Consider the following 26,957-nt stretch of genomic DNA (forward strand, 5'->3'; position numbering starts at 1 on the left):
GCCGCGCCGCCGTCGTCAGGCGGCCGCGCGGCAGGCGTCGCGCAGCTGCGCGAGATCGGGCACGAGGCCGATGCCCGGCGCCTCGCCGAGGCGGGCGCGGCCATCGTCGATCGACGCCAGCGGCCCGCTCAACGTGCTGCGCAGCGGGTTCGGGTTGGCATCGATCTCCAGCATGCCCGCACCGCCGACGGCGGACAGCAGGTGCGCGGACGCGAGCAGTCCGATGCCGCCGCCCAGGTAGTGCGGGCAGTAGGTTCGACCGGCGCGCTGCACTGCGGCGATCACCGGCCAGCAGCCGGAGATGCCGCCCCACTTGGCGGCGTCGGGTTGCACGACGGCGAACACCTCGGCCGCGAGCGCGGCGTCGAACCGGGCTGCGCCGGCGAGGTTCTCGCCACCGGCCAACGGCACCGGGCAGGCGTCGCGCAGCGTCTGCCACTCGGTCCACGGGCGGTCGGCGCGCAGCGGTTCCTCGAGCCAGCCGAGCGCGAACGGCGCGAGCTGCGGTGCCATCGCGAGCGCCTCGGCCAGCGTCCAGGCCTGGTTCGCGTCGACCATCAAGCGATGGCCATCGCCGAGCGTCGCGCGCAGCGCGCGCAGGTTCGCGCGATCTCGGTCGGTGCCGAAACCGATCTTGAGCTTGAACGCCCGGTGTCCGCTCGCCAGCATCCGGGCGGCGGTTTCGTGTGCGCCATCGGGGTTGATGCCGCTCGCGTAGACGTCGACGCGGTCGCCGGTGCCGCCCAGGTAGCGCCACAGCGGCTGCCCGGCACGCCGCGCGGCCAGGTCCCACAGCGCGAGGTCGATGCCGGCGATCGCCTGCGCCAGCGGGCCAGGCTCTCCCGACTGGATCGCGAGCACGGCGCTGCGCGCGCTCAGGTGCTCGAAGGCCGCCTCGGGCCCGTCGATGTGCGGCAGCGCGACCAGCAGCGGCGCCAGCACGGTATCGATCAGGTTCTTGCGGTGTTCGGCGCCACAGGCCGGGAAGTTGCACCAGACCTCGCCCCAGCCGTGCGCACCGTCCACGTCGGTGACGCGCACGAACAGCGCCGGCCGGTCGTGCATCGTGCCGAAGGAGGTGCGCACCGGCGTGGCGATCGGCGCGCGGAACACGAACGGCTCGACGCGCGCAATGCGCAGCGCCGGGCGCGGCAGCGCGGTCATGGTTTCAGGTCCATCTCGACGTGGATCGCATCGGCCCGGTAGGTCACCTCGGCGAGGTAGATCACGGTGCCGTCGGCGTCGGTGAACACGCGCCGGACTTCGGCGACCGGCGCGTTCATCGCGATGCCGAGCATGCCGGCGAGTTCGAGGTCGGCGGTGCCGATCGTCAGCACCTGGCGGGCCCGCGCGATCGTCACGTCCTTCATCGCGAGCAGCAGCGGGATCACCGTCTCGGCGCGGAAGCGCCTGGCCTGGCGCTTGAAGATGCGCCGGTCGAGGTGGATGTTGATCACGCAGTAGGGCTCGCCGGCGCGGGCATGGATGCGGCGCATGAACACGTACTTCGGCGCCGGCGTGCCGTCGTCCGAGCGCAGCGGCGGCGGCGCGGGGGGCGATTCGTCGATCGCGACGAGCCGCGGCTCGGTGTCGTGGGTCAGTTCGGCGAGCGCATCGAGCGTGGTGGAGACATTGAACCAGCGCTCGTCCTTCGGCCGGCCGGTGACGAAGGTGCCGCGGCCCTGCTGCGGCGAGACCAGGCCCTCGCGCGCCAGCACGTCGATGCACTGGCGCACCGTGACGCGCGCGACGCCGAATTCGCCGACCAGTTCGTCGAGGGAGGGCAGGCGGTGTCCGCTCGGCCAGGTGCCGCGCGCGATGCGCTGGCGCAGCAGGTCGGCGAGCTGGCGGTAGCGGGGCGGGCCGCTCGTGGCGAAGCTGACGTTCATCGTGAACTACGGGAAACCGAGGAAGCTTTCGAGGAGATCTTCGTTTGTCCTAACGTATGGTCGATAGTACGATTAGACGATACCCCCCGGCAAGCGCCGCACGCCCGCGCGTCGCCACCGAACCACCATGCGCCCCTCGACCCGACTCCTGCGTCTCCTGCTGCTGTTCGCCCCCTGGCTGCTGATCGTGCTGGCCTGGTACGGCGTGCGCGCCAGCGGGCTGGTGCCGCCGGCGCTGGTACCGGCGCCGCACGAGGTCGCGGCCAAGTTCGTGGAGCTGATGCGCGACCGACTCGCGATCGACATCTTCATGTCGACCCGGCGGGTCGTGATCGGCGTGGCGCTCGGTGTCGCGCTGGCGGTGCCGGTGGGGTTCTGCCTCGGCTGGTACAAGGGCCTGCGCAGCTTCGTCGATCCGGTGATCAACTTCTTCCGCGCGCTGCCGCCGATCGCGCTGATCCCGCTGGTGATCGTCTACTTCGGCATCGGCGAGGTCGCGAAGACGGTGATCCTGTTCTACGCGTCGTTCTTCGCCGGCGTGATCGTGATGTACGAAGGCATTGCGCAGATCAGCCCGATCTTCATCCGCGTCGCGCGCACGCTCGGCGCGAGCGACGCCGAGATCTTCGCGAAGGTGATCATCCCGCTGACGGTGCCGCACATCCTGACCGCGATCCGGGTCGCGCTCGGCGTCGCCTGGGCCACGCTGGTGGCGTCGGAGCTGATCGCCGCGCAGCAGGGGCTGGGTGCGTTGATCCAGAACGCGTCGTCGTTCTTCCAGCTCGACATCATCTACGTCGGCATCATCTGCATCGGGTTCATCGCGCTGACGATGGACCTGCTGCTGCGTGTCGCGAGCCGGCGCCTGGTGGCCTGGCAGGACCGGCTCGCATGAGCGCCGTGGCCGACGCTCCGGTGCGCATCCGTTTCGAGGACGTCTCGGTCGACTTCCCGACCGCGCACGGCCCGATGCGCGTGCTCGACCGCGTCAGCTGCGACATCCGCCAGGGCGAGTTCGTCTCGGTGATCGGCCCGTCGGGCTGCGGCAAGACGACGCTGATGAACATCCTCGGCGGGTTCGTGCAGCCGACCTCGGGCCGCGTGCTGCTCGACGGCCAGCCGGTCGCCGGCCCGGGCCCGGACCGCGGCGTGATCTTCCAGGAATACGGCGTGTTCCCGTGGCTCACGGTGCGCCAGAACATCGAGTTCGGACTCAAGCTCGCGGCCAACCGCGTGCCGGCCGCCGAGCGCGCCGCCACCGCCGAGCGATACATGGGCCTGATGGGGCTGGGCGACTTCGCGAACCACTTTCCGAAGCACCTGTCCGGCGGCATGCGCCAGCGCCTCGCGCTGGCACGCGCCTACGCGGTCAAGCCGCAGTTCCTGCTGATGGACGAACCGTTCGGCGCACTCGATGCGCAGACCCGCACGGCGATGCAGGACCTGCTGCTGCAGGTGCTGCAGGCCGAGGGCAAGACGGTGATGCTGATCACGCACTCGGTCGACGAGGCGATCTACCTGTCCTCGCGCATCGTCGTCGTGACCGCCCGTCCGGCGCGCATCCGCACCGTGATCGACGTGCCGTTCGGCTACCCGCGCGCCGAAGCCGTGCATGAAGACCCGCGCTTCGCCGCGCTGCGCTCGCAGATCCGCGAGCTCGTGATGGAAGAGTACGCGGCGCAGGCGAAGCAGGCCGTGCGCCTGTCCGATTGACCCCCGAACAACCGAAGGAGACGACGATGACGATCCAACGCAGAACCCTGATCCAGGCGGCAGCCGGCGCGACCGTGGCCGGCCTGGGTGCGCCGCTGTATGCGCAGGGCGCGACCAAGCTGAAGGTCGGCTACCTGCACACGCCCGCGGTCGACAGCCACATCTGGCTCGGCCAGCAGATGGGCGCGTTCGCGAAGCAGGGCCTGGAGCTGGAACTGATCCAGTTCACGACCGGCCTCGAGCTGTTCCAGGCCATGATCGGCGGCAGCCTCGACGTGCTGTCGACCGGCGCGGTGGTGTCCAACTTCCCGGCGCGCGGCCAGGGCAAGGTCTTCCTGATCAACAACATCGAGTACGCGACCGCGCAGCTGTGGGTGCGTGGCGACTCGGGCATCAAGACGCTCGCCGACCTGAAGGGCAAGCAGATCTCGACGACCACCGGCACCACCGCGCACGTGTTCCTCGACCGCGCGCTGCGCTCGGCCAAGCTCGACCCGGCCAAGGACGTGCAGATCGTCAACCAGCGCATGGCCGAGGCGGTGACTTCGTTCATCTCGGGCGCGGTGCCGGCGGTGGCGCTGTGGGTGCCGTTCGATTCGACCGTGAAGGACAAGCTGCCCGGCGCCGTGAAGCTGGTCGACGCGTCGGCGTTCTTCCCGCAGGCGGCGATCGTCGGCGGCTGGGCCGCGCGCAACGACTTCTACGAGAAGAACGGCGCGACGATCAACAAGCTGATCGCCGCCTGGGTCGAGGCGAACGACCGCATTGTCGGCAACTTCGACGCCGCGACCGAGGTGGTGCAGAAGCAGTACCCGCAGGTGCCGCTGGCCGACTTCCGCGAGCAGTCCAAGGCGTCGCGCTACTACAGCTCGGCCGATTGGCGCGCCAAGTACGCCGATGGCACCGTGACCGGCTGGCTGCAGCAGGTGACCGACTTCTTCGTGCAAACCGGGAACATCCCGAACGCGCAGAAGGCGGCGCAATACTTCGACACGAAACCGTACCTGGGCGTGGTCAAGGGGTAGCTCGGTGGACGCCGGCGGGTACGACTACATCGTCGTCGGCGCGGGCTCGGCCGGCTGCCTGCTCGCGAACCGCCTGAGTGCGGACCCTGCGGTGCGCGTGCTGCTGCTCGAGGCGGGTGGCGAGGGCGGGCAGTTCTGGCTGCGCCTGCCGGTCGGCTACTTCCGCTCGATCTACGACCCGCGGGTCTCGCGCCAGTTCGAGGTCGAGCCGCAGGCGGCGACCTGCCACCGCACGATCCGCTGGCCGCGCGGCCGCGTGCTCGGCGGCTCGAGCGCGATCAACGGGTTGCTCTACATCCGCGGCCAGCATGCGGATTTCGACGACTGGGCCGCGCGCGGCGCCGAGGGCTGGAACTACCGCGCGGTGCTGCCGTTCTTCAAGCGCTCCGAACGCTACGAGAAGGGTGCGAACGAATACCACGGCGACGCCGGCGAGCTCGACGTGGCCGACCTGCGCAACGACCACCCGTATTGCGCTGCCTGGCTCGAGGCCGGCGTGCAGGCGGGCTACCCGCGCAACGCCGACTTCAACGGAGCCGATGACGACGGGCTCGGCGCCTACCAGCTCACGTTGCGCGGCCACTGGCGCTGCGATGCGGCCACCGCGTTCCTGCAACCGGCGCGCGCGCGCTCGAACCTGACCGTGCTGACCGGCGTGCAGGTCTCTCGCGTGCTGATCGAGCAGGGCGTCGCGGTCGGCGTCGAGTGGCTGCGCGACGGGCAGGCCGCAAGCGCACGTGCCGATGCCGAGGTGATCCTGTCCGCCGGCGCGCTGCAGTCGCCGCAGCTGCTGCAGCTCTCCGGCATCGGGCCGGCCGCGCTGCTGCAGTCGCTGGACATCCCGGTGCAGGTCGATGCGCCGGAGGTCGGCGCCAACCTCCAGGACCACTACCAGGCGCGCGTGATCGTCAAGCTGCGCGAGCGCATGTCGCTGAACGACCAGGTCCGCAGCCCGTTCGGTCTGGCGAAGATGGGGCTGCAATGGGCGTTGCAGCAGCGCGGACCGTTGACCGTCGGCGCGGGGCAGGTCGGCGGGCTGGTCTGCAGCGAGCACGCGCAGGGCGGCCGGCCGGACGTGCTGTTCAACGTGATGCCGCTCTCGGTCGACAAGCCGGGCGACCCGCTGCACCGGTTCTCCGGGTTCTCGGCCTCGGCCGCGCAGTGCCGGCCCGATTCGCGTGGCAGCGTCGAGATCCGCTCGACCGACCCGTTCGCCGCGCCGCGCATCGTCTCCAACTACCTGACCGCGCCGGCCGACATCAAGGTGCTGGTGTCGGGCCTGAAGATCCTGCGCGAGATCTACGCGCAGCCGGCCTTCCGCGGCCTGGTGACCGGCGAGGAGTACCTGCCGGGCACCGCGCTGCGCAGCGACGCCGAGCTGGAAACCTTCGCGCGCGAAAAGGGGGGCACGGTGTTCCACCCGGTCGGCACCTGCCGGATGGGGGGCGACGCAGCGTCCGTGGTCGATGCGCAGCTGCGGGTGCGCGGCGTCGAACGGCTGCGTGTGATCGACGCGTCGGTGATGCCGACGATGGTGTCGACCAACACGAACGCCGCGACGGTGATGATCGCCGAGAAGGGCGCGGCGCTGGTGCGCGCCGGCCGTTGATCGGGATCAGCCGCCCATGTAGGCGGCCAGCACCTTCGGGTCGTTCAGCAGCGCCGGACCGCTGCCGTCGAGCACGATCTTGCCGCTCTCCAGCACGTAGCCGTGCTGCGCGATCTTCAGTGCCTGCTTCACGTTCTGCTCCACCAGGAAGATCGTCAGCCCGTCGGCGTTGATCTCGCGCAGCGTGCGGAAGATGTCCTGCACGATGATCGGCGCCAGGCCCATCGAGGGCTCGTCGAGCAGCAGCAGGCGCGGCCTGGCGAGCAGCGCGCGGCCGATCGCGAGCATCTGCTGCTCGCCGCCGGAGAGGTTGCCGGCGAGGCCGTCGAGCCGCTCCTTCAGGCGCGGGAACAGCGTCAGCACGCGCTCCAGGTCGCTGGCGATCGCGGCGCGGTCCTGGCGACGGTAGGCGCCCAGTTCCAGGTTCTCGCGCACCGTCAGCGTCGTCAGGATCGCGCGTCCCTCCGCGACCTGCACGAGGCCGCGTTCGACGATCTGGTGCGTCTTCAGCGCGGTCAGTTCCTCGCCCTCGAAGCGGATCGAACCGGCCTTCGGCTTGACGAGGCCGGACAGTGCCAGCAACGTCGTCGACTTGCCCGCACCGTTGGCGCCGACCAGCGTGCGTATCTCGCCGGCATGGACATCGAAGCTGATGCCTTGCACCGCCTCGATGTGCCCGTAGGCGACCTGCAGGTCTCGCACTTCGAGGAGAGCGGTCACGCGGCGACCTCCGAGTCGTCATCCCGCCCGAGGTAGGCCTCGATCACGTCCGGGTTGTTCTTGATCTGCTCCGGCGTGCCTTCGGCAATGATCTTGCCGAAGTTCAGCACCGCAATGCGCTCGCACAGGCCCATCACGAAACGCATGTCGTGCTCGATCATGAAGACGGTGAAGCCGCGCTGCGCGATCTTGGTGATCACCTCCATCAACGCGACCTTCTCGCCGCTGTTCATGCCGGCCACCGGCTCGTCGAGCAGCAGCAGCTTCGGTTGCGTGGCCAGGGCGCGCGCCAGCTCGAGCTTGCGCTGGTCGCCGTACGAGAGGTTGTCCGCGGTGTCGAAGGCCTTGGCATCGAGGCCGACCCAGCCGAGCAGCTCGTGCGCCCGCTCGCAGGCCTGCTGCTCGCGGGCGCGGAACGCCGGCAGCGAGAACAGCCAGCTCGCCACGCCGTAGTCGAGGTGCGCGTGCATGCCGACGACGACGTTCTCGATCAGCGTCATCTCCTTGAAGATGCGGATGTTCTGGAACGTGCGGCCCAGGCCCAGGCGCGTGATCTGGTGGGGCTTGACTCCGACCAGGCTCGCGCCGCGGAACTCGATCGAGCCGCCGCTGGGCGCCAGCAGGCCGGTGATCAGGTTGAACACCGTCGTCTTGCCGGCGCCGTTCGGGCCGATCAGGCCGAAGACCTGGCCCTGCGCCACCTCGAACGACACGTCCTGCAGCACGCTCAGGCCGCCGAAGCGCTTGGACACGCCGGTCAGCTTCAGCATCAGCGTGCCCCCCGCTTGCCGAACCATTGCCGCACGCGCTGCGGGTCCCACAGGCCCTTGGGCAGGAACAGCACGATCAGCACCAGGATCGCGCCGTTGATCATCGTGCGGAAGTCCTTGAAGCCGCGCAGCAGTTCGGGCAGCAGCGTGATGATCAGCGCGCCCAGCACCGGGCCGGTCAGGCCGCCGGTGCCACCGAGGATCGCCATCGTCAGGATGTCGACGCCGCGGTCGAAGCCGTATTCGCTCGGCCCGATGAAGAAGGTCAGGTGCGCGTTCAAGGCGCCCGCCAGCCCGGCGATGCTGGCGCCGAGCGCGAACGCGAGCATCTTGTGGGCGTTGACGCCGATGCCCATCAGCGACGCGGCGACCGCGTCTTCCTTGATCGCCTCGAACGCGCGGCCAATGCGCGAGCGGCGGAGGCGCCACAGCACGAGCAGCGTCACGACGAGCGCGACGACGACATGCCACCACTGCGTGGATTGCGGAATGCCGTTCAGCCCGAGCGCGCCGCCGGTCAGCGATTCGGCGTTCAGGATCATCACGCGCACCACCTCGCCGAAGCCGAGCGTGGCCATCGCGAGGTAGACGCCCGACAGCCGCAGCGTCGGCCCGCCGATGAGCAGCGCGACCAGGGTCGGCGCCGCGATGCCGCCGGCCAGCGCGAGCGGGAAGGGCGCGCCGTAGTTCATCGTCAGGATCGACGCGGTGTACGCGCCGATGCCCATGAAGGCGGCGTTCGCCATCGCCAGCAGCCCGCAGGACAGCGTCAGCCAGATCGACAGCGCCAGCAGCGCGTTGATGCCGATCGTGAGCACCAGGTTGCTGTAGATCTGCCAGAAGTTGTCGAACCAGGCCATCGGGTTCAGGCCTCCCGCCGGGCCGCCCCGAGGGCAGGCCTGCGCCCCCTCGGGGGGCAGGAGCGAAGCGACGTGGGGGCGCTCATCACGCCTTGCGTTCGAGCACTTTGCCGAACATGCCTTGAGGGCGCAGCAGCAGCACGATGAACAGCAGCCCGAAGGCGACCGCGTCGCGCATCGTCGAGCCGATGTATGCGACCGACATCACTTCCGCGAAGCCGAGGAACAGCCCGCCGATCAGCGCGCCGCGGATGTCGCCCATGCCGCCGAGGATGATGACCGCGATGCCCTTGTGCAGCATCGGCTGGCCCATCAGCGGGAACACCGCGTTCGAGTACAGGGCGATCAGCACGCCGCTGATGCCGCCGAGCGCGGCCGCGGTGAACGAGGTCAGGTAGAACAGGCCTTCGACGTTGATGCCCAGCAGCATCGCGGCCTTAGGCGACTCGGCGATCGCGCGCAGCGCGCGGCCCAGCTGCGTCTTGCGCATCACGAGCAGCAACGCGGCCATCAACGCGAACGACAGCACGATGATCGCGACCTCGAGCACGCTGATCTGCACGCCGGCGAAGTGGAGTTGCTGGTCGGGCACCAGGTCGCTCGGGAAGCGCAGGTTCTCGGCGCCGAACACGCCCTGCGACGCGCTGTTGAAGAAGATCGCCAGGCCGATCGTCGCGATCATCGGGATCAGGTGCGGCGCATTGCGCTTGCGCAGCGGCTTGAGCACCAGGACGTCGATCGCCAGACCGAAGCCGCCCGCGATGAAGAATGCGGCCACCAGCGAGGCCCACAGCGGGAACGACAGGCGCGTGACCACCTCGAGCGCGGCGTAGGCGCCGATCATGAAGATCGCGCCGTGCGACAGGTTGATCACGCCGAGCACGCCGAACACCAGCGTGAACCCGAGCGCGAACAGCGCGTACACGCACCCCAGCGAGAGTGCGTTGACGAGTTGCTGTTCGAGCATCGCGGGGGCGTCTTCTTACTTCTCGATCGAGTACTTGCCGCCCTGCGTGACCGACACGATCGCCGCCTGCTGCGCGTCGTAGCCGGCCGGCTTACCGTCCTTGCCCATCGCCTGGCGGAACTTGAACGGGCCGGTGGCGCCGGTGTGGGTGACGGTCGGCAGCGCGTCGCGCAGCGCCTTGCGATCCGCCTCGAGGTTGCCGGACAGCTTGATCTTGCCGAGGGCCGCGGCGACGATGTTCATCGCGTCGTACGCCTGCGCGCCGAACTGGTCAGGTGCCGACTTGTATTTCTGCGTGTAGGCGACGACGAACTTCGTGTTTTCCTTCGTCTGGTTGCCCAGCGCCCACGGGCTGCCGACCCAGAGGTTGTCGCTCTTGTCCTTGGCCAGGTCGAAGATCTTGACCGAGTTCATGCCATTGCCGCCGATCACCGGCATGTTCATGCCGAGCTGGCGCGCCTGCACCATGATCGGTGCGCCTTCGGCGATCAGCGCCGACAGCACGATCGCATCGGCACCGCTGGCCTTGATCTTGGTGAGCTGGGCCTTGAAGTCGACGTCCCCCTTGGCGAAGGTCTCGGTCGTCGTGACCGGCACCTTCAGCGTCTCGAGGGCCTTCTTGAAGGCGTCGTAGCCGCTCTTGGTGAAGACGTCGTCGTTGCCGTAGAGCACCGCGACCTTGCTGATCTTGGCGTGCTTGATCGCGACGCGCAGCGTCTCGGGCAGCACATCGGCCTCGGTCACCGAATTGCGGAACACGTAGTCGCCGATCGAGGTGATGCCGTCGGCGGTGTTCGAGGTGCCGAACACCACGGTCTTGGCGGCCTGCGCGATCGGGTCGGCGGCCTGGGCCGAGTTGGACAGCGTCGGGCCGAACACCATCAGCACCTTGTCCTGGAAGATCAGCTTCTTGAAGACGTCGATCGCCTGCTCTTTCTTGCCGGCCTCGTCCTCGAACTGCAGCGCGATCTTGTCGCCCTTGACGCCGCCCGCGGCGTTGATCTCGTCGACGGCGAGCTGGAAGCCGTTCTTGATCGACTGGCCGTACTGGCCGGCCGGGCCCGACAGCGCCTCCGCGGCACCGATCTTGATGTCGGCGGCGGATGCCGATGCGACCATGCCGGCGGCGGCCAATGCCGCGATCAGCGCATGGCGCTGCAAGGTGACGGAACGAGTCATTCTCTGGTCTCCGGTGAAGGTGAAGCGCAACGTGGGCGCAGTCGGCGGGGCTGCCGAACAACCGCGTAGTTTATCCGCCCGGCGCCACCCCGACGCCGGCAGCGCCTCAGGGCGGGCTCGCGTCGTCCGAGATCCAGCCGCGCGACAGGCCGTGGCGAAGGATGTCCGAGCGGCTGCGCAAGCCCAGCTTGGCGAGCGCCTCGGCCTTGTACCCCTCGACCGTCTTGATGCTGATGCCCAGCTGCGCCGCCACCTCCTTGTTGCTGCGGCCCCAGGCGATGTGCCGCAACACCTGTTCCTCGCGCTCGGTGAGTTCGTGGCGCCGCGGCGCGGGGCGGTGCGTACCGGCCGCTGGTGCGAAGCCCGGCGCGACGATGCCGTCGGCCAGTGCCGGCTCGACGTAGGTGCCGCCCGCGGCGATGGCGCGCACCGCGCCGATCAGCACGTCCGCGCCGGAACGCTTGAGGACGTAGCCGCTGGCGCCGGCCCGCAGCAGCCGGCGCATGTAGATCGGGTCGGCATGGCGCGTCAGCGCGAGCACCCCCACCATGGGGCACTGGCGCCGTATCTGGGTCGTCGCCTCGATGCCATCGACCCCGGGCATCGAGACATCGATCACCGCGACGTTCGGCAAATGCAGGCGGGCCATCGCGATGGCCTCGCGCCCGTCCGCGGCCTCGGCGATGACATGCATGTCGGGTTCCGCTTCGATCAGCGCCGCGAGCCCCTGGCGGAGCATCGCGTGGTCGTCGGCCAGCAGGATGGTCAGCAAGGACATGTCCATTCCCCTTGTCAATGAACCGGTGGTCCATCCAGCGGGATGCGCAAGGTGACCGTCACCCCGTGGCCGGGTTCGCTCTGGATCTCGAGGGCACCCGCCACCAGCGCGGCGCGCTCCCGCATGCCGACGAGCCCCAGGTGGCGCGTTCGCGCCGGCGCCGCCGCCGCCACCGCCTGCTCGAAGCCGCGGCCGTCGTCGGCGATCGACACCCGCAACTCCTCGTCATCGCGCTCGATGTTCAGCACCACGCGCTGGGCGCGTGCATGGCGCCGCACGTTCGCCAGCGCCTCCTGGACCACCCGGTAGACCGTTGTCTCCATCAACGGCGGCAGGCGCAGGTCCTGCAGGCCGACGTCGTGCAACGCGATCGGGATGCCCGAGTCGGCCGTCCAGGCGTGGGCCGTGTGGACCAGTGCCGCTTCGAGACCGAGTTCGCCCAGCGCCGGTGGGCGCAGCTGCGACTCGATCTGGTCGAGCGCCTCGTCGAGCTCGTGCGCGGTGCGGTAGAGGCGGTCGATCTGCGCGAGGTGAGGGTGCGCGGCCGGTTGCTGCTCGATCTGACGCCGCAGCGTGGACAGCTGCAGCAGCATCAGCGACAACTGCTGTCCGAACGTGTCGTGCAACTCGTGGCCGATGCGGCGCCGCTCGTCCTCGGCGGCGCTGACCCGCACTTCTCGCAGCGCGTCTTCGGTGTGCCGTCGCCGGGTGACGTCGGCCAGGGTGCCGATCATGCGCAGCGCCCGGCCGTGCGCGTCGCGCAGTACGTGACCGTGCTCCGCCACCCACCGCACGGCGCCGTCGGGCCGCACGATGCGGTACTCGATGTCGAATTCCTGCGGGCCGGCGAGCGCACGGTCCAGTGCTGCCGACAGACGCGGGCGATCATCGGGATGCGCCAGCTTGAGCAGGCCCGCGCGGCTGCCGTCGAAGCGCTGGGCCTCCAGCCCGGTCAGCGCGCACAGCGCGGGCGTCCAGGGAATTCGGTCGTTGACGACGTCCCAGTCCCACAGCGTCAGGCCCGAGGCCTGCAGCGCGAGGCGCAGGCGGCGTTCGCTCTCGTCCCGATCCGCGGGCGTTCCGTTGACGCACGACTCCGGCGCGCCCGGAGAAGGCGGCCCCTCGGATCGAGTGCCATCGACACAGTTCATGGAGAGCGATTCGCGGCCGACCCCGACCGGCGGTCCACGCAACGCGAGGTCGCATTGCTCGTCAACCGGAGCCGTTGCTTCTATCGTGATAGTTTTGGTATCCCTTCACGGACCATAGGAAGTTTGACAACAGTTGTCAACGCCCTGTTTGTCGTGAAGCGATTCAGGTCGACGCGATGCGGTTGGCGCGTGCCCGTGCCCGCGAAGCCGAGGAGGCCGCTGGTTCATCGGCTGGCCAGACCGAATCGGTCCGCAGGTTGGCGTCGAAGTCGCGCGGCGCCAGGCCGACCAGCCGAGTCAATACCAGGACGGTGGCCGTGAACACGCCGAGCCCTCCGACGGCGATCGCCGTGAGCATCACGGCATTTGGCCAGGACGGGCTGATGGCGACGAATGCCACCGTGTTGGCCAGCGCTGCCGCAGTTGCAAACCAGCGCGCCCGCGGCGTGAGCAGGTTCCCCAGGGCCAACGCGGCCGACATGCAGGCCGTGAAGGCCAGCAACAGCTGCACCAGGCTCATGTTGTTCAGGTCGTCGAACAGTCCTGCGAGCACCGACACGAGAACCACCTCCCTGCACGCCGGGAAACTGCGCGTGTCTGTTGCCATTACACGGCGAAATCGATTGCTGGTGCGATGTGTGCGGCGCCGGTGCGTGTAGGAGTTGTCCTCTTACGCACGAATGCAGGCGCTACCGTGCATAAATGCCGTCAGGATGTGCGCACGGGGCAATAGACGTGCCCTCGCGGTCGGCTCAACAGGGGGCCGCTGCGTTGTTCGAACACCACCATCCGATTGGAGAAGTCATGAAGAAGATTCTTGCGGTTCTGCTGTTGACCGGCGGCGCCGTCGGCGCCGCCACGGCCCAGGTCGGCGTATCGATCGGCATCAACCAGCCGGGCGTCTACGGCCGCATCAACATCGGGGACGTGCCCCGGCCCGCCCTCGTCATGCCCCAACCGGTGTTGATCGCGCCGCCCCGCGTCGCCGTCCAGGCCGCGCCGGTCTACCTGTACGTGCCGCCTGCACACCAGCAGAACTGGCGCCGCTATTGCGGGCGCTACAACGCCTGCGGCCAGCCGGTCTACTTCGTTCGCGACCAGTGGGTGCGGGAACGCTACGAGCACGAGCACTCGGGCTGGAATCGTGGCCGCCACAAGGGCTGGGACAAGCACGACAAGCACGACAAGCACGATGACCGCGGGCACGGCCGCGGCAACGGGCACGGCAAGGGCCGCGGCAACGACTGACGCGCGGCGTCAGCCGACGATCATCCAGGTCAGTCCGAGCGCGAACGCCAGCACTGCCAGCCAGAACGCGAGCGGGATCTCGTAGCCTGAACGTCGGCGCGCCGGGCGCGGCGTCGGCATCGGGCCGAGCCACTCGCGTTCCAGCTTCGACCACTCGACCAGGCATGAATCCGCCGCCCAGGCGCTCGTGCCCCACTCGAGCTTGCGTTGCGGCTTGCCAGGGGGAAACGGGTCAGAGACGCGGATGGTGCGCATGGCCGCATGATGGCCGCGCCGCGCGGCGGCAAAAGGTCGAAAAGCGGACAAATCGCACTTCAATTGTCGAAAAGATTGCTGAGACCCCGTGGCGCTCGAAGGCCCGGATGCGCGGGGGCCGGCGGGTTGATCGCCAGCGATTCGTTTCAAAACGTACTTCGCGCCCGAGACTGTCTCGCTCGGATATTCTGCTGGCGACCGGCAGGGGCGACATGTCACGAGAAGGTGCAGATCCTGATGACTCGTGCAGCGGCATGCACTGGATCGCCACGCGTGCCGACCTGTCGCGTCTGCGGGCGCCGCTCGACATCCTGCTAGAACGGGTCGACGCCCCGCCGGCGACGCGCTCGGGGACGATCGAGCCGTGGTTCGCCCAACACCTTCAGGTCGAGCCATGGGGTGTGCTGATCACGCGACAGCGCGAACCGGTGGCGGGCGCCGTGTTCGCGCGCAGCCGCCGCCTCGGCATCGAACGTCTCGAAACCGCCGGCTATCGAGGGTCGGCCCAGGGCCTGCCGGCGATCGACTCCGACGCTGCGGACCTCCTCGCTGTGGCGTTGGCCCAAGCGCTCGGCGAACTGCGGCGGCCCTGGTCGCTGTACGTCGCCAATTTGCCGTTCGGCGACCCGACGTTGGCCGCGCTGGTCCGGCATCTTCGCCTGGCCGTGGTCTGGCGCACCGCGCCACGGGCGCGCGTCTGCTTCGTACCCGGCGATCCGATCACTTCTTACTTGACGCGCAACACACGCTCGGCGGTCGCGAAGGCGTTGAACCGGATCGTCCGTTCCGGTCACCGGTATGACCTGAAGTGGACGGTCGACCCTGACGTGATCGACCACGCCATCGACGAGATGATCGACATTCACCGCCGCCGCAGTCTCCAGCAGTTCGGCGCTTCGCCGCTGGAGGACAGCGGCATGGCAGCGCTGTTCGGCACGACCGTGCGTGCGCACGCGCGCGCGGGTCGCGTGCGGCTGCTGACGTTGCGCATCGACGGCGCGCTGGCCGCATTCGCCCTGTGCGAGCTCACGGCCGGCATTCTCTGGGTCGACACCAACCGGGCCGCGCCCGAATGGCTGGCGTTCAGCCCGGGCACCGTGGTCAATGCCGAGATCCTGCGGATAGCGCATGGCGACCCGGCCATCGAGTGCGTGGATTGGGGCGGCTCGGTGCAGCGCTACAAGCTCAGCGGCCAGCCGACGTTGATGCGGCTGCAATGTCTGCAGGCGTGGTCGTCGTGGGCGGTCCGTGCGGCCGTCGCCGGCGAGCGGTCCCTGCAGCTCCGGCCGGCCCGCGGTGCGCGGTACCTCGAACGGATACGGCGTGTGCTGCGGTCTCGGGGCGGAACCCCAGAATGACGAAAGGGTCAGCGGGCTGCTGCCTGCTGACCCTCGATGATTCTGGTGCCGGTGAGAAGAGTCGAACTCCCGACCTTCGCATTACGAATGCGCGAGAAATAGTGTTTGTACGTATACGGCTGCGTTGATAGACTTCGCGTCACCCCTATGTAAATCAACGCTCTCCGGGCGGTTGAACCTTCGCAGTGTTGATCGAGGTTCAGCAAAATATCCGGAAAGTGGCTACATGGTGGCTACACGGAGAGCCAGATGGCGCGCAGGAAGACCGACGAACTGATCGACTTGGCTGCTAGCCACGACCTGAGCGCCGGGCTTATTGAGGCGCTCAGGTGCCCACCAGACAAGGGTCAAGCGTTCCTCCGTGACCGCAAGACACCGGGTCTTCGCATTCGCGTGACCGCTGCGGGCGCCAAGTCTTACGTCTTCGAGGCCAAGCTCAATCGCAAAACGATCCGCCAAACGATCGGAGACGTTCGTTCGTGGACGATTGATGGTGCGCGCGTTGAAGCCAACCGGCTTCGGGTCGTGCTGGACACGGGAACCGACCCACGAGACCTGATGCGTGAGCGTGCTGCTGCGCGAGCCGCCGAAGAAGCGGAAGCCGTCAGCCGTGAATTGACCGTCGCCGACGTGTGGCCCCGGTACATGGCGGAAGGGAAGCCGAAACGCCGCAGCGCGTGGAAGCCGCGATACGTCGCCGATCTGAATAAGGCTGCGTCAATGGGCGGCGAGCCGAAAAAGCGCGGCGCGGGGCTGACCAAGCCAGGACACTTGGCCGGCCTTATGCCCCTGCCGCTGGCGTCGATCGATCAGGATGTGATTCGAGATTGGTACACGCATGAGGCTCAGGGCGCGCCAGTGCAAGCGGCTCGAGCGGTAGCGATGTTCTCCGGGTTCCTGGGGTGGTGCGCGACCAAGAAGGATCTTCGCGACTTGGTTACGCGGGATGCAGCGCGGGCCAGTGAGCTCGGGGACGTGCTGCCGGGGGTTAACAAGCGTCGCGACGCCATCGAGATTGACCAGTTGAAGGCCTGGTTCGCGGGGACGCTCAAGCTGAAGAACAGGCCGGCAGCGGCGTACCTTCAAGCGCTTGTACTGACAGGCGCACGGCGTGAAGAACTGGCCGGCTTGCGCTGGGCCGACGTGGACTTCCGGTGGAAACGCCTGACGATCGCGGATAAGGTCGACGCGACACGAGTAATCCCGCTTACGCCGTACATGGCTCAATTGCTCCAAGCCCTCCCGAGGGCAATAGGCCGTGACGGAAAGGCGAACCCATTCGTCTTTTCCAGCGCCATGAGCGCGACAGGGCGTATTTCCGAACCGCGCGCGCCTCACTCGTCGGTGCTCGAAGGAGCGGAGATTCCACATGTCTCAATTCACGGGCTGCGACGTACCTTCTCCCTCTTGGGCGAGGCTGCCGGCGCGCCTGCTGGCGCGATTGCGCAAGTGATGGGGCACAAACCAAGTGCGATTGCAGAGGGATATCGCCCGAGGTCAGTGGACGCTCTGCGTCCATATTTGGCCCAGATCGAATCGTTCATCCTCTCCAAGGCGGAAGTTGCGTTCGTTATCCCACCGGCCGTGGTGATGGTGTCATGAAGATGGTGGTGATGGTCCAGGGGAGGGAGGCGATCCCCGTTCGCGCGATCCCTTACGTCGCTTAGAAGGTGTCGGCCCCGATGCTTGCGGCGACCTTCGCCGGCGAACGGCGCGACACTGGTCTCGGCAACTTGGTGGCGTGGCATGTGGACGAGCGCGGCGACGTTGGCACGATGTTGCACCGGGACTGGGATTCAGCATTCGAAGCGATTGAGCGCATTCGGCCGGCGGCTGGGATTGGGCTGACCGCGGAGGACATAGAGCGCTGGAATTCAGAGGCGGTACGAGCTCTCCCAGCCAGCTGCTTCGTTTGGCTAGAAGAACTCCGGCGAGTGATCGTGCGGTCGCATTTTGTCCCGGGGACGGATACAGATGAGCTTGATGACATGAGCGACGATGTGACCTTCATCTGCGCCAGATCGACCGATATGGAACTTAACCTCTCGCCTCCCGGGATGTCGGATGCGATGGTCTTCTTTGTCAGGGAGGGTTTCGCTCCACCCGAAGGTCGGGGCGCTGAGACGGCGCGCTCCGCGCCGCCGCATCAGATCATGCCCCCTTCGTCGCTAGCAAATACGACGCGGCAGCACTTACTGGGTCGCAAGAGCCGCGACGTTCTCACGCCGGCCATCGAGTACGCCCAGACTCTGTGTCGATCGCCGGCGGATACGAGCGAAGTGTTCGCCCGCCTAGAGGCGCTAGCGCAGGAGGAGCACGCTCCACTTCTGGCCGCAACGCCCCGTGGAGTTAAGTACAGCAAGGGTGGCGAAGACAGATACCTTACGCGAGACGCATTGCACAAGCGACTTCACCCGGAGACGCGCGAGCGACGCCGCTGATCGCCGCGCGCCGCCGCCGGGCGCCGTGTGACGCCGCAGGGGTTTCCGAGCGAGTCGTCGTGAAAAGAATGGGCCTCCATGCCTTGCCATTCGGTGAGGTTCTGGAAAGTACCCCATGCAGACTGCGACGCACCACAGCCCCGAGGTTCGGCTCGGAGAGACCGCCCCACAGGCTTTTTCGACCCAAGCGATTCCGGTCGACTTCGTTCCTCTTCACCTTGAGACCCGCACGCACGTCACAACCGCCGTGATGTGCCGTCACCTGAGCCGGGCGGAACAGACCGCTCGCGCCTGGGCATCGGCGGAAACGTATCCCGAAGGTCTTCGTCCGGTACGCGTGTCTGGCCGGCTCGCTTGGCCCGTCGCAGGCATCCGCAAGGTGTTGGGGGTGCAGGCGTGAAGCACATCTTGGACGCACTCGCCGGCAGCCACCTCTTCGCGGTCACCGTTAACGACTCACCAGCCAAGCGCAAGGCCCAGTTCGCCCTCCATCGTCAGCGGTTCGCGCGCCTCGGCTATGACCTTCGCGACCTCGACGAGCACGGTGGCTACGCGCTCCACATTGGCGGGCTAGTCCGCAAGCTGCGCGATATGCGGATGGTCGTCGCCGCGATCGATGGTCTTGACGACCTTGACCGTGCCGGACGAGGCTTCGTAGCAGCAGGGGGTCGGTAAATGCACCAGATCGCCCCTCGGAACTGGCGGGACTTTCAGCACTACAGAGACCGCAATCCCCCCTGGATTCGGCTCCACAAGGCACTGCTCGATAACTTCGACTTCCAGCGCTTGCCGGTTGCTAGCAGAGCGCTAGCGCCCATGCTTTGGCTGCTCGCAAGCGACTCGGTTGACGGCGCTATCGACGCAGATCCGGAAAAACTGGCTTTCCGGCTTCGGATGACGATTAAGGAAGTGTCCGATTCGCTTAAGCCCTTGATTGATAAGAAGTTCTTCGACGTGGTGCACGACGCTAGCAACCCGCTAGCAGTCTGCGAGCAAGTTGCTGTACCAGAGACAGAGACAGAGACAGAGACAGAGCATGCCCCCCGGGCGGATTTCCTGTTCGAGGAATTCTGGAAAGCCTGGCCCAGGACCGACCGCAAGGAAGGCAAGAGCAAGTGCCGCGACCTCTGGAAGGCAAAGGGCTATGCCAAGAGCGCGGAGTTGATCGTCGCTCATGTCCGGGCCAAAGCATCAACCGCCGACTGGACCAAGGACGCCGGACAGTTCGTGCCCGCACCCATCGTCTATCTCCGCAAGGAAGCGTGGGACGGGGCAGAGGTCGAAGTCGAATCCGCGTTTGCTGGGAGCATCTGATGCAAGGCCACACCCGATTGATTGAGATGCGCCTAGCCGGCTACGTTCCGGATTGGGTGTTCATCGAAACGGAGCCAAACAACCTGCGGCTCGCCGACGAATGGCGCGAGATGGACAACACCAAAGCAGTGCTGCAACTCGACGCGGCCGACAGGCGCCCGGACCTGCGATGCGTCGCGGGCCTGTACTGCTACGTCGAGGGGAGTGACATTCACCGGGTTCACGCCGTTCGCAACGCCTGCATAGCGGCCAACGCTCAGCGTGTCATCGCGGCGGTGCTGCGTCGTGTTGGCTCCGGTGAGTGGGTAACCTTCAATACCATCGAGACGACCGACACCGATGGCGTATTGGAGTACTCGGCCGCGACTGCGTCGGGGGTGGCTCATGGCTAAAACGCTCCGCTCAGACAGCATGGACTTCGGCGCATACATGCGCGAGACAGAGCCGCAGCAGAAGGTCCGACCGGCCGGCGAATACATCCAAGACCTGATCGACGACCTTGGGACCGAGCGCCACGAATCCAAGGCCTACCTGCCGTGGGACAAATCGCACGCGTTGTTCCAGTTCCGACCTGGTGAGGTCACCTTGTGGGGTGGGGTCAACGGCCACGGCAAGAGCTTGCTTACGGGCTTGACTGCTTTGAGCCTGTGCACTCAAGGCGAAAGGGTGTGCATTGCCAGCTTCGAGATGAAGCCGCGCAAGACCCTCGAGCGCATGTCCCGCCAGTTCAGCAGCCAGGCGGCGCCCATGCCGCACGAGTTGGCGGACCTTGCCGTGATGGCCGCGTTCAAAGACACATACGAGCAGTTCCGCGACTGGACGACAAAGCAGCTCTGGCTCTATGACCAGCAGGGCACGGTCGATACGCAGACGCTGATTGGCGTGCTGCGCTACTGCGCCAAGGAGCTCAAGATCACCCATTTCTTCATTGACAGCCTGATGAAGTGCGTGAAGGGTGAGGACGACTACGACGGCCAGAAGGCGTTCGTGGACGAAATCACCGCCATCGCCCGCGACTACGGCATGCACATCCACCTCGTGCACCACATCAAGAAGTTGGCGAACGAGGAAGCCCAGCCCGACAAGATGGACGTGAAGGGCTCCGGCTCGATCACCGATCAAGTCGACAACCTGCTGCTGGTGTGGCGCAACAAAAAAAAGGAGCGCGACAAGCAGGCCGGGAAGATGGTCAGTCCGTCGGATCCCGACGCGCTCTTGATCTGCGATAAGCAGCGCAACGGAGAGTGGGAAGGTCGCTTCCAGCTTTGGTACGAGAAGGACTCACAGCAATTTGTCGGCGCTGCCGGCGCTGCTGCTCTGAATTTCTATGGTGGCTTTCCGCACAGGACGGGGGCTTGAAATGAGCGTCTACCGGATTAACTACCCGATCGTCTCCCCGCCCACTAGTGCTGACGACCGCGGCTCCTACCCTGAGGTTGTGAACCATGCACTTTGGGAGCACGCGTTCGCTCGGCTCGTGAACGGCCATCGCGCGCCCGTTGTCGTCTGGCCGGCAGAGCGGGTGCGTATCGTCAAACGGCTCTCTGGCGAGTTTGTCGATGCAGACGATCTGCCACTGCGATTCTGGTCGACGCTGACTTCAGCCGGAGGAAGTGAGCCTGAAGTAAACGAAGCCTAGGCGTCTTCCCGTCCTATGCCGCAACGGATTTGGCTCGAACCGGGAGCGCCCACTAGCACACGATCTGCGGGGGTACGGGGTTACACCAAATGGTGCAAAATGCACCGTTCAGTTCTCGACAGTCAGCCATGGAGGGCGATTCTCATGACCGTTTTTAGCAGCGCGAGTCGATCCGCCGACGCAGTCGTAGACATCTTCCCGATTGAGACCGAGCGCCTCAGCGCTTCGGCGTTTCTCAAGCTGATGAAAGAGAACCCGCAAATTATCAAGTCGTCGACGGTGATCCACCCGTCGGCGGGTAAGCCAGGTTTCGGCGCTTTTCAAGTCGTGTACTCGCGTCCGTTGTATCGGGCAATCCCAGGGCCAAAGCCGAGACACGGGCAAAAGTGAGCGGCCCTCAGCCGCCTCAGAAGAATGGCGGGGCCAAGCTCCCCGCGCTCAGTGAAGACACGATCAGGCAGATGATCGCGCAGCAGTCCACAGAAGCTGGATTGCGCTCCCAGGAACTGTCCATCCGCAAGCAAGAGCTTGACTACCAGTCCAAGCACGCGTCGGATATTCTCGGCGCTCAAGAGCGCGATCGCGAGGCAGTTCGCACGCACGCCCGAAAGGTGGGCCGTGACAAGCTCATCTTTGCTGGCATCGGCCTCGTCGCTTTGCTGGCCTTCGCGATTTGGGGGCTGACGATGAACAAGGATGCGGTCGTCAAAGAGATTTTGCAGATGGTCATCAGCGCCGGTCTAGGCGCGGCAGGTGGCTTCGGTGCGGGAAGGCTCGGGAAGAAGTCCGCTGACAAGGAAGAGCAGTAGACGTTCGCATGCTCAATCGCCTCGGCCACTGGGTCATCTTCATCGCTCTGGTGCTTCAACTGGTGCCGTGCGTCTTCTTCGGGCAGTCCAACATGCCCGAGGTGCCGTTCTAGTCGGCCGGCACGATCGACCGGGCCATCTGGTTGCGCCGGTCCTGCAGCGTGCGGATATGGTCCGCTTCTCGTCGCCCGGGCGGTCGCTCTAACTCTTGGGCCTCTTTTTGTCCGGCGACGGGAACATCTCATCGAATAGCTCCGCCTGCACGGTGGTCTCGACCTCCTCTACGTCTGACCCGCTCAGGAGGTCGAACGACGAGACAAGCCAGCCACCGTTCGTTGTCACCTCGGGCAAGTCGGTCTGGGATAGCCGCTCGGGCTGAGGTGGCGCCTCGGGGTCTACCCATTCGCCAAAAGGAGCGCGCTCGCTTATGCGCCAGACCATTCTCTTTGGCCTGGACGGCAGCCCGTGAGCAGATTTGAACGTGGCCAGGATTGAGAAGCAGCAGCACTGGTCTCTTGTGACAGGACCGTTCGATGCTACGACCGGGCAGCAAAGACTTGAAGGGGTCGCGCTGCACAAACGACCCGGGAAGACTACCTGACGCGGCTCACGACTCAGCCTGTTCGGGGTACAGGTCAGCCATGACGGAGGGGTCCAACTGCAGATATCCGATGATCTGTCCCGGCTCTTGCTCAGGGCGTGCCGGCCGGCACCACTAGGCCTGAGGGAACGTCTTGAAGACGCGTTCCGTCAGGCCTTCCTCTTCGATGCCAAAGAGAATGAAGCTGTCGCCGCTCATCCGAGTCAGGCGGACGTGATCCAAGGCCGGTAGCAGCATCTCGAAGCGCTTCTCATCTGCCAGAACGGCGATGAAAACCACCTCCTTGCCTGCCCGAGCCGCGACCTGACGGTCAGTTCGCCAATGACGCACTGAGCCGCCTTAACGGCCTCCCGAGGCAGCTTCTTCTCGCCCTTCAGCCGTAGCCGAATGACTTCGACCCTCATAGCACTCAGCGGGGCGCGGGAGGGGGCAGGATCGGCGTCAGCCAGGCATCAACGGCGCGAGCCGGTTCTAAGCCGGACAGGTGCTCGTCCTTCCACAGTTCAACGGCCACGTCCTCAAGCTGTCCGGGGTTGATCGAGCGCCAGCGGTAGTGCAGGCGGTGGGCGGCAATCGCAATCCATTCGGGCGGAGTTAGGTGATGGTCCATGGTCGTCTCCGGTTGTAGACGGACTACTGTACATAACCACAGTGCCACGAGCGATTGAGTTTCGCAATCAATTTCCTGGTTATTGATCGTGTTGTCCGCAGTGTGTCGGACGGCGCCTTCAGCGTGAGGCGCGCTTCTCTGTCGCGCCCGCCTGCGACCGGGGCGGAATATCCGATCAGCGCCACTTGCGCGTCGATAGGAGCCTCCCATGTCCGATGACCAGACAAACGCTAGCGGTCAAGATCGCAAGCGCATCAACGTCAACCAAGACTACGAACTGAGGGACTGGTCGAAGAAGTTCGGAGTCACGCCCGACCGATTGAAAGAAGCGGTAGCCGCAGTCGGCGATCGAGCCGAGAAGGTTGAGGCATACCTTAAGGGCGGGCGCTGAGATGCTTGCCTGCACGGATTGCGGCACTAACTATCAAGAAGCAACCGGATGGGCGCCAGGCGTATGCGGTCAGTGCCTTGCCGACCAGATCGAAGCGCGCCTGATGCTTCAGTTGCTGGGGCCTCGTAAACCTGCGAAGCGCGCGCATGAATTGCGCGAAGACGCGGTCGTCGAGCCGGTGCCAGGGCGGCGCACAGCGTGAGCGCGATGCAGAAGATTCCGAAGGACGAGTGGGTGCCGCGCTTCGCCAAGAAGCTGAGGGAACTGCTGCCGGAGGTGTCTGGCAACGAAGCGATGGAGTTAGCCCTAGCCGAGGCGACGTACCCCGAAGCAGAGGATCTGACGCCCGAAGAGGCAGTAGAAATCTATCTGCTTGAGGACCCCCCGGCACAGAACGGTCAATGAGGGGCGTGCGCGATACATGAGCGCGGACAAGGACCTTTGGGTAACTGAGTTCGTTAAAGAACTCGTCCTCCGCGCACATCCGCCAATGCCGAAGAAGTCCGCAATGAAGGCTGCGCTGAACCTGTGGCCGTACCGGAACACTCAGGCACCTGAGAGGTCGGCGCGCGATTGGGCAGCGTCGCGTCGAATCCGATAGTCAATCATCTGGGAAACGAAGGAACACGATGCTGCTCGTCCTAATTGGCTTGGTGCTGGTCGCGCTAAAGGCTACCGCGATTGGCCCCTTTGCTGAGTGCCCTTGGTGGCTTGCAATCGCTCCACTGGCGCTTGCGGTCTTGTGGTGGAAGTTTTCGGATGCGACCGGCCTCGATAAGCGCCGAGAGATGAAGCGAATGGAGGCACGTAAGGCAGAACGGCGCCGCGATGCTTTGACCGCAACTGGGCAAAGTCCGGAAGCCGAAAAAGCGCTTGCTGCTCGCCAGCGGGAGATAGACCGCGTGGAAGGGCGGCGCGCAAAGATTCGGAAGCAGAATCGCGACTCGTTGTTAGGAAGCCGGTTTAACAGTGAGCAGCCGGAAGTCACCAGACCTGGCGAAAAATCGCAAGACTAGAGCTTCGGAGAAACTGACATCGATCGGGTTCCTATCTAGGGCACCCGTTCCCTGTGCGCCTATCGACAAGTGCGCCGTAGTCAGCTCCGATGGCGTCTCACAGACAGTCAAGTGTTCAGATGTGCGGGCACAATGCGGAGGTGACTGCAATGGGGTGCCGTGGAAAAATCCGAAGCTGATTGGTACAGGCGTTTCGCCGAGCTCTTGCTGTCAACGGGAGCAATCGACGTTGGGCTAGCGGTCCGCCTAGCGCACGCCACCTATCAGGGTGCTTCACTTCTATCCCCAGAAGAGGCTCTTTTGCTCCTGCGCGGAGTTGCCAAAGACGCCGCGCTGCAGCGCAAAACTATCGATGACATCCTTCGATAGTCTCAGCGATTTGGGGTTGTCGAACGATTTTTTCGTCTAGCGAGCGTATTTGCCTTGGTGCCGATACTCCATGCCTGCAGTAAGCACCACGGCCACTAGCCCACCGCAGGGCCGTCGCGAGATTGGCGTGTAAGAACGCGGTTCACTCATCGGCAGCGAGCTACACGAGGGCACGGATCGTCATTGCGACGTGGCGACTGCCCTCGACTTGCACATGCTGGCAGCGAACTTGCGAGCCTTATGAAGCGCGTATGCGACTGCTGTCTTCGGCGAAACGAATACGTGGCCCGGTGTCAGTTCAGTCCAGGAGCCCGACGCGACGCCGACAACGCCCGTCACGAAGCTGGCCGTAAACCTTGCTGGACCACCCGGTAGCTCAGGGTCCAACTCCACCCAGCGGGTCGCGATGGGGATGCCACAGTAGGTCGAATTGCATTGATTGCTTATGTTTCGTCTCCTCAGCTTGCCGGGCCATGTTGCGCTTCGACTGCCGTGCGCTCTGTTCGTAAGGACACACAGATTAAAACTTCGACGGACTGGCCTTCCCGCATACCCGCCATACAACCCGGTCCAAGCGCACCGTACCCTGGGAGCGGAGCTTCTTCAAGCGCTCGAGCACCGCTGAGGCTTCAACGTTCATAGCAGCGGCGAGATCTGCAGTCGATCTCGGAAGAAGCACGAGCAGATCGTAGTCCGCGGCGTTTTCTCGAGTGAGGCGGTACTGGGGCCTTTTCACCGTGTTCCGCACCAAGGATGGCGGCGGTAAGTGCGGCGACTGTTGAGTCACCAGTGAATCGAACTGCTTGCTCCAATCCATAGCGAACGCGCCCGCGTTACTTGCCAAGCGATTGCAAAGGCCACGACATGGGCTCTGCCCGCCCTGGGTCTACTGCCGGAGCGCGCTTTGCAGGGCGTCGAAGCCGCCCTTCGGCTCCGAACGCTTGCTCCACGACGACTTCGGGATCGCCTACCTTGAACGCTGCTGTAGTGCCAGCGCTCTGGCCATCGATAACGCGTCTTCGTAGCTCAACAGTTCGTCTAATACAACCAAGCGCGCAGCCGCGCGCTCCACCCACCGCAGGTCCACGAACGAGTCCATGATTACCTCCAGCTCACCGGGCTAGAAAGTCTATTCTTCCGCCTGCCCACGGCCATGGGGATTCCCCGAATGCCGAAGCGCAGCCCGAGAATGTGACTTGCGGCAGCGTCTGACAGCGAAGTAGCGGCGAGGCCAATACGATAGTTGTGGAGGAGAACTATCGTGTCGAAGATGCCAAAGGACGAATGGGTGCCCCGCTGCGGCGAAGCGGCTGCGCCAGCTGCAGCCGAGCGTGGCCGGCGACGACGCGATGGGCTCGGTGCTGGCCGAGGCCGCGTTCCCGGAATCGCCCGACCTGACGCCTGAGGAGGCGGCAGAAATCTACTTGCTCGAGGAGCCACCCACGGAAGCGGGCGCGTTGACCCCATGAAGGAGATGTCGCACAGGGATTCGAGTATCGGGTCGATCTTTGGACTAAGAGGCCGTGCGCGTATGCAGGCTCCCGCATGCCGCGCGCCCCAGAGTTCACCGCGAGTCTCTTCGCGAACTATTCGACTCTCGGTGGCACAAACTGGCGGAAGCTTTACTGAGTCCCCATTGGCTCAAGTCCGCTTGTAGCGCCGAATTCCGACTGCGCCAGCAAGTCCCAACATCATGAGAGCCCACGTCGATGGCTCCGGTACGGGCGTGAGGACCGCTGTAGCGTTGACGAGTCCTGCGTGATGTGCGGGATATCCACCGAAGTCGAGGCCATCTTGCAGCTGCACATTCAACCCGGTCAGGGTGAATACGGTCCACGGCGACGTCCAAAAACGCGCCGAGATTCCTGTGACAGTGTGGTCGGCCACGGTGGCAGTCACACTGGACGGGCCATAGAACGAGCCTGCACCAAACCCGTCGGTGTTGAAGGAGGAGAAACCACCGAACGAGGACTGAAAGTTGAAGTTGGGAAGGTCGGCGTCCGTGTACACGCCGTCGGCGGCGCTCGATGTTGTGAGCGTGACCGCGCCGGTCCATGGAAATGTCGTAGGAGTGCAGATCGGTGAGCACTCAAACCCCGACGGCAGAAACGATCCCGAACCCGAAAATCCAAGCGCATAGGTCTGCTGCGCCGACGTGGCGAAACTTGCCACACACAAAATCAATCCGATTAACAGCTTGCGCATTTGTACAACTCCATTTGGTAAGCCACTGACGTTGTCGACC

33 protein-coding genes are annotated in these 26,957 nt (G+C 65.6%); 19 read left to right on the forward strand and 14 right to left on the reverse strand.

What is annotated here, in order from left to right; translation table 11 throughout:
• Positions 1-15: 15 nt before the first annotated feature.
• Positions 16-1,164 (reverse strand): mandelate racemase/muconate lactonizing enzyme family protein, encoded by a 1,149-nt coding sequence (locus ACWH49_RS18125; RefSeq protein ID WP_448172728.1) that lies wholly within the window; start codon positions 1,162-1,164, stop codon positions 16-18.
• Positions 1,161-1,889: a GntR family transcriptional regulator gene (locus ACWH49_RS18130; protein ID WP_448172729.1), complete on the reverse strand. Its 729-nt coding sequence runs from the start codon at positions 1,887-1,889 to the stop codon at positions 1,161-1,163. Before ACWH49_RS18130 ends, ACWH49_RS18125 begins: the two co-directional genes overlap by 4 nt.
• Positions 1,890-2,016: 127 nt before the next feature.
• Between ACWH49_RS18130 and ACWH49_RS18135 the strand changes: the two genes are divergently transcribed.
• The 4 genes from ACWH49_RS18135 to ACWH49_RS18150 are packed head-to-tail and all read left to right on the forward strand — an operon-like array spanning position 2,017 to position 6,236.
• Entirely contained in the window at positions 2,017-2,784 is a 768-nt protein-coding gene (locus ACWH49_RS18135; RefSeq protein WP_448172730.1) for an ABC transporter permease, read from the forward strand.
• Positions 2,781-3,602 carry an ABC transporter ATP-binding protein gene (locus ACWH49_RS18140; RefSeq protein ID WP_056462782.1) on the forward strand — a complete coding sequence of 274 codons (822 nt, stop codon included), beginning with the start codon at positions 2,781-2,783 and terminating at the stop codon, positions 3,600-3,602. Before ACWH49_RS18135 ends, ACWH49_RS18140 begins: the two co-directional genes overlap by 4 nt.
• A gap of 26 nt (positions 3,603-3,628) precedes the next feature.
• Positions 3,629-4,627: an ABC transporter substrate-binding protein gene (locus tag ACWH49_RS18145; protein WP_448172731.1), complete on the forward strand. Its 999-nt coding sequence runs from the start codon at positions 3,629-3,631 to the stop codon at positions 4,625-4,627.
• 4 nt (positions 4,628-4,631) lie between these two features.
• Positions 4,632-6,236 carry a GMC family oxidoreductase gene (locus ACWH49_RS18150; protein ID WP_448172732.1) on the forward strand — a complete coding sequence of 535 codons (1,605 nt, stop codon included), beginning with the start codon at positions 4,632-4,634 and terminating at the stop codon, positions 6,234-6,236.
• Between the two features lie 6 nt (positions 6,237-6,242).
• Here ACWH49_RS18150 and ACWH49_RS18155 read toward each other — a convergent pair whose 3' ends face one another.
• From ACWH49_RS18155 to ACWH49_RS18190, 8 genes are all read right to left on the reverse strand, one after another.
• Entirely contained in the window at positions 6,243-6,956 is a 714-nt protein-coding gene (locus ACWH49_RS18155) for an ABC transporter ATP-binding protein (protein WP_448172733.1), read from the reverse strand.
• Positions 6,953-7,726, reverse strand: coding sequence for an ABC transporter ATP-binding protein (locus tag ACWH49_RS18160; protein WP_448172734.1), 774 nt, complete (start codon positions 7,724-7,726; stop codon positions 6,953-6,955). Before ACWH49_RS18160 ends, ACWH49_RS18155 begins: the two co-directional genes overlap by 4 nt.
• On the reverse strand, positions 7,726-8,586 hold the full coding sequence (locus tag ACWH49_RS18165) for a branched-chain amino acid ABC transporter permease (protein WP_448172735.1): 861 nt from the start codon (positions 8,584-8,586) through the stop codon (positions 7,726-7,728). The genes ACWH49_RS18160 and ACWH49_RS18165 overlap by 1 nt, the downstream gene beginning before the upstream one ends.
• A gap of 85 nt (positions 8,587-8,671) precedes the next feature.
• Positions 8,672-9,553 carry a branched-chain amino acid ABC transporter permease gene (locus tag ACWH49_RS18170; protein WP_448172736.1) on the reverse strand — a complete coding sequence of 294 codons (882 nt, stop codon included), beginning with the start codon at positions 9,551-9,553 and terminating at the stop codon, positions 8,672-8,674.
• A 15-nt stretch (positions 9,554-9,568) separates the two neighbouring features.
• Positions 9,569-10,672 carry an ABC transporter substrate-binding protein gene (locus ACWH49_RS18175; RefSeq protein WP_371262082.1) on the reverse strand — a complete coding sequence of 368 codons (1,104 nt, stop codon included), beginning with the start codon at positions 10,670-10,672 and terminating at the stop codon, positions 9,569-9,571.
• 166 nt (positions 10,673-10,838) lie between these two features.
• Entirely contained in the window at positions 10,839-11,510 is a 672-nt protein-coding gene (locus ACWH49_RS18180; RefSeq protein WP_448172737.1) for a response regulator transcription factor, read from the reverse strand.
• Positions 11,511-11,524: 14 nt separating this feature from the next.
• Entirely contained in the window at positions 11,525-12,661 is a 1,137-nt protein-coding gene (locus tag ACWH49_RS18185) for a sensor histidine kinase (protein WP_448172738.1), read from the reverse strand.
• A 163-nt stretch (positions 12,662-12,824) separates the two neighbouring features.
• Positions 12,825-13,220: a hypothetical protein gene (locus ACWH49_RS18190; protein ID WP_448172739.1), complete on the reverse strand. Its 396-nt coding sequence runs from the start codon at positions 13,218-13,220 to the stop codon at positions 12,825-12,827.
• 245 nt (positions 13,221-13,465) lie between these two features.
• On the opposite strand from ACWH49_RS18190, the gene ACWH49_RS18195 reads away from it, so the two are divergent.
• Entirely contained in the window at positions 13,466-13,909 is a 444-nt protein-coding gene (locus ACWH49_RS18195) for a hypothetical protein (RefSeq protein WP_448172740.1), read from the forward strand.
• Positions 13,910-13,918: 9 nt separating this feature from the next.
• Here ACWH49_RS18195 and ACWH49_RS18200 read toward each other — a convergent pair whose 3' ends face one another.
• The gene (locus tag ACWH49_RS18200; protein WP_448172741.1) at positions 13,919-14,164 is read right to left on the reverse strand and encodes a hypothetical protein; all 246 of its coding nucleotides are present in this window, start codon (positions 14,162-14,164) and stop codon (positions 13,919-13,921) included.
• Positions 14,165-14,418: 254 nt separating this feature from the next.
• Between ACWH49_RS18200 and ACWH49_RS18205 the strand changes: the two genes are divergently transcribed.
• The 10 genes from ACWH49_RS18205 (at position 14,419) to ACWH49_RS18250 (ending at position 21,725) form a co-directional block, all read left to right on the forward strand.
• Complete coding sequence (locus ACWH49_RS18205) at positions 14,419-15,522, forward strand: GNAT family N-acetyltransferase (RefSeq protein WP_448172742.1); 1,104 nt, start codon at positions 14,419-14,421, stop codon at positions 15,520-15,522.
• Between the two features lie 249 nt (positions 15,523-15,771).
• Positions 15,772-17,124 carry a tyrosine-type recombinase/integrase gene (locus ACWH49_RS18210; protein ID WP_448172743.1) on the forward strand — a complete coding sequence of 451 codons (1,353 nt, stop codon included), beginning with the start codon at positions 15,772-15,774 and terminating at the stop codon, positions 17,122-17,124.
• Positions 17,125-17,204: 80 nt separating this feature from the next.
• A complete protein-coding gene (locus ACWH49_RS18215; RefSeq protein ID WP_448172744.1) occupies positions 17,205-17,963 on the forward strand; it encodes a hypothetical protein in 759 nt (252 codons plus the stop codon).
• A gap of 115 nt (positions 17,964-18,078) precedes the next feature.
• Entirely contained in the window at positions 18,079-18,363 is a 285-nt protein-coding gene (locus tag ACWH49_RS18220) for a hypothetical protein (RefSeq protein WP_448172745.1), read from the forward strand.
• An 8-nt stretch (positions 18,364-18,371) separates the two neighbouring features.
• Positions 18,372-18,638 (forward strand): hypothetical protein, encoded by a 267-nt coding sequence (locus ACWH49_RS18225; protein WP_448172746.1) that lies wholly within the window; start codon positions 18,372-18,374, stop codon positions 18,636-18,638.
• Positions 18,639-19,277 (forward strand): hypothetical protein, encoded by a 639-nt coding sequence (locus ACWH49_RS18230; RefSeq protein WP_448172747.1) that lies wholly within the window; start codon positions 18,639-18,641, stop codon positions 19,275-19,277.
• Entirely contained in the window at positions 19,277-19,669 is a 393-nt protein-coding gene (locus ACWH49_RS18235; RefSeq protein WP_448172748.1) for a hypothetical protein, read from the forward strand. Before ACWH49_RS18230 ends, ACWH49_RS18235 begins: the two co-directional genes overlap by 1 nt.
• A 19-nt stretch (positions 19,670-19,688) precedes the next feature.
• Positions 19,689-20,636, forward strand: coding sequence for a DnaB-like helicase C-terminal domain-containing protein (locus tag ACWH49_RS18240; RefSeq protein ID WP_448172749.1), 948 nt, complete (start codon positions 19,689-19,691; stop codon positions 20,634-20,636).
• Positions 20,637-21,060: 424 nt separating this feature from the next.
• Complete coding sequence (locus ACWH49_RS18245; RefSeq protein ID WP_448172750.1) at positions 21,061-21,306, forward strand: hypothetical protein; 246 nt, start codon at positions 21,061-21,063, stop codon at positions 21,304-21,306.
• Positions 21,307-21,377: 71 nt separating this feature from the next.
• A complete protein-coding gene (locus ACWH49_RS18250; protein WP_448172751.1) occupies positions 21,378-21,725 on the forward strand; it encodes a hypothetical protein in 348 nt (115 codons plus the stop codon).
• A 715-nt stretch (positions 21,726-22,440) separates the two neighbouring features.
• Here ACWH49_RS18250 and ACWH49_RS18255 read toward each other — a convergent pair.
• A complete protein-coding gene (locus ACWH49_RS18255; RefSeq protein WP_448172752.1) occupies positions 22,441-22,605 on the reverse strand; it encodes a hypothetical protein in 165 nt (54 codons plus the stop codon).
• A 130-nt stretch (positions 22,606-22,735) separates the two neighbouring features.
• A complete protein-coding gene (locus tag ACWH49_RS18260; protein ID WP_448172753.1) occupies positions 22,736-22,936 on the reverse strand; it encodes a hypothetical protein in 201 nt (66 codons plus the stop codon).
• Between the two features lie 208 nt (positions 22,937-23,144).
• On the opposite strand from ACWH49_RS18260, the gene ACWH49_RS18265 reads away from it, so the two are divergent.
• From ACWH49_RS18265 to ACWH49_RS18280, 4 genes are all read left to right on the forward strand, one after another.
• On the forward strand, positions 23,145-23,327 hold the full coding sequence (locus tag ACWH49_RS18265) for a DUF3606 domain-containing protein (protein ID WP_448172277.1): 183 nt from the start codon (positions 23,145-23,147) through the stop codon (positions 23,325-23,327).
• 198 nt (positions 23,328-23,525) lie between these two features.
• Positions 23,526-23,732 (forward strand): hypothetical protein, encoded by a 207-nt coding sequence (locus ACWH49_RS18270; RefSeq protein ID WP_448172754.1) that lies wholly within the window; start codon positions 23,526-23,528, stop codon positions 23,730-23,732.
• Between the two features lie 224 nt (positions 23,733-23,956).
• Positions 23,957-24,343, forward strand: a complete 387-nt coding sequence (locus tag ACWH49_RS18275) for a TIGR04438 family Trp-rich protein (RefSeq protein ID WP_448172755.1) — start codon at positions 23,957-23,959, stop codon at positions 24,341-24,343.
• Between the two features lie 1,700 nt (positions 24,344-26,043).
• Positions 26,044-26,181, forward strand: coding sequence for a hypothetical protein (locus ACWH49_RS18280; protein ID WP_448172756.1), 138 nt, complete (start codon positions 26,044-26,046; stop codon positions 26,179-26,181).
• A gap of 172 nt (positions 26,182-26,353) precedes the next feature.
• Here the strand turns inward: ACWH49_RS18280 and ACWH49_RS18285 are convergent, their stop codons facing one another.
• A complete protein-coding gene (locus ACWH49_RS18285; RefSeq protein WP_448172757.1) occupies positions 26,354-26,917 on the reverse strand; it encodes a PEP-CTERM sorting domain-containing protein in 564 nt (187 codons plus the stop codon).
• Positions 26,918-26,957 lie beyond the last annotated feature (40 nt).

It is taken from the genome of Rhizobacter fulvus (genome assembly GCF_964020785.1).

Coding starts and splice junctions, on each gene's coding strand:
- ACWH49_RS18235 (WP_448172748.1), top strand. CDS start 19,277: ATGCAAGGCCACACCCGATTGATTGAGATGCGCCTAGCCGGCTACGTT.
- ACWH49_RS18185 (WP_448172738.1), bottom strand. CDS start 12,661: ATGAACTGTGTCGATGGCACTCGATCCGAGGGGCCGCCTTCTCCGGGC.
- ACWH49_RS18210 (WP_448172743.1), top strand. CDS start 15,772: ATGGCGCGCAGGAAGACCGACGAACTGATCGACTTGGCTGCTAGCCAC.
- ACWH49_RS18220 (WP_448172745.1), top strand. CDS start 18,079: ATGCAGACTGCGACGCACCACAGCCCCGAGGTTCGGCTCGGAGAGACC.
- ACWH49_RS18260 (WP_448172753.1), bottom strand. CDS start 22,936: ATGGACCATCACCTAACTCCGCCCGAATGGATTGCGATTGCCGCCCAC.
- ACWH49_RS18285 (WP_448172757.1), bottom strand. CDS start 26,917: ATGCGCAAGCTGTTAATCGGATTGATTTTGTGTGTGGCAAGTTTCGCC.
- ACWH49_RS18170 (WP_448172736.1), bottom strand. CDS start 9,553: ATGCTCGAACAGCAACTCGTCAACGCACTCTCGCTGGGGTGCGTGTAC.
- ACWH49_RS18130 (WP_448172729.1), bottom strand. CDS start 1,889: ATGAACGTCAGCTTCGCCACGAGCGGCCCGCCCCGCTACCGCCAGCTC.
- ACWH49_RS18240 (WP_448172749.1), top strand. CDS start 19,689: ATGGACTTCGGCGCATACATGCGCGAGACAGAGCCGCAGCAGAAGGTC.
- ACWH49_RS18165 (WP_448172735.1), bottom strand. CDS start 8,586: ATGGCCTGGTTCGACAACTTCTGGCAGATCTACAGCAACCTGGTGCTC.
- ACWH49_RS18135 (WP_448172730.1), top strand. CDS start 2,017: ATGCGCCCCTCGACCCGACTCCTGCGTCTCCTGCTGCTGTTCGCCCCC.
- ACWH49_RS18175 (WP_371262082.1), bottom strand. CDS start 10,672: ATGGTCGCATCGGCATCCGCCGCCGACATCAAGATCGGTGCCGCGGAG.
- ACWH49_RS18275 (WP_448172755.1), top strand. CDS start 23,957: ATGCTGCTCGTCCTAATTGGCTTGGTGCTGGTCGCGCTAAAGGCTACC.
- ACWH49_RS18265 (WP_448172277.1), top strand. CDS start 23,145: ATGTCCGATGACCAGACAAACGCTAGCGGTCAAGATCGCAAGCGCATC.
- ACWH49_RS18195 (WP_448172740.1), top strand. CDS start 13,466: ATGAAGAAGATTCTTGCGGTTCTGCTGTTGACCGGCGGCGCCGTCGGC.
- ACWH49_RS18250 (WP_448172751.1), top strand. CDS start 21,378: ATGATCGCGCAGCAGTCCACAGAAGCTGGATTGCGCTCCCAGGAACTG.
- ACWH49_RS18230 (WP_448172747.1), top strand. CDS start 18,639: ATGCACCAGATCGCCCCTCGGAACTGGCGGGACTTTCAGCACTACAGA.
- ACWH49_RS18140 (WP_056462782.1), top strand. CDS start 2,781: ATGAGCGCCGTGGCCGACGCTCCGGTGCGCATCCGTTTCGAGGACGTC.
- ACWH49_RS18245 (WP_448172750.1), top strand. CDS start 21,061: ATGACCGTTTTTAGCAGCGCGAGTCGATCCGCCGACGCAGTCGTAGAC.
- ACWH49_RS18205 (WP_448172742.1), top strand. CDS start 14,419: ATGCACTGGATCGCCACGCGTGCCGACCTGTCGCGTCTGCGGGCGCCG.
- ACWH49_RS18180 (WP_448172737.1), bottom strand. CDS start 11,510: ATGTCCTTGCTGACCATCCTGCTGGCCGACGACCACGCGATGCTCCGC.
- ACWH49_RS18125 (WP_448172728.1), bottom strand. CDS start 1,164: ATGACCGCGCTGCCGCGCCCGGCGCTGCGCATTGCGCGCGTCGAGCCG.
- ACWH49_RS18160 (WP_448172734.1), bottom strand. CDS start 7,726: ATGCTGAAGCTGACCGGCGTGTCCAAGCGCTTCGGCGGCCTGAGCGTG.
- ACWH49_RS18145 (WP_448172731.1), top strand. CDS start 3,629: ATGACGATCCAACGCAGAACCCTGATCCAGGCGGCAGCCGGCGCGACC.
- ACWH49_RS18200 (WP_448172741.1), bottom strand. CDS start 14,164: ATGCGCACCATCCGCGTCTCTGACCCGTTTCCCCCTGGCAAGCCGCAA.
- ACWH49_RS18215 (WP_448172744.1), top strand. CDS start 17,205: ATGCTTGCGGCGACCTTCGCCGGCGAACGGCGCGACACTGGTCTCGGC.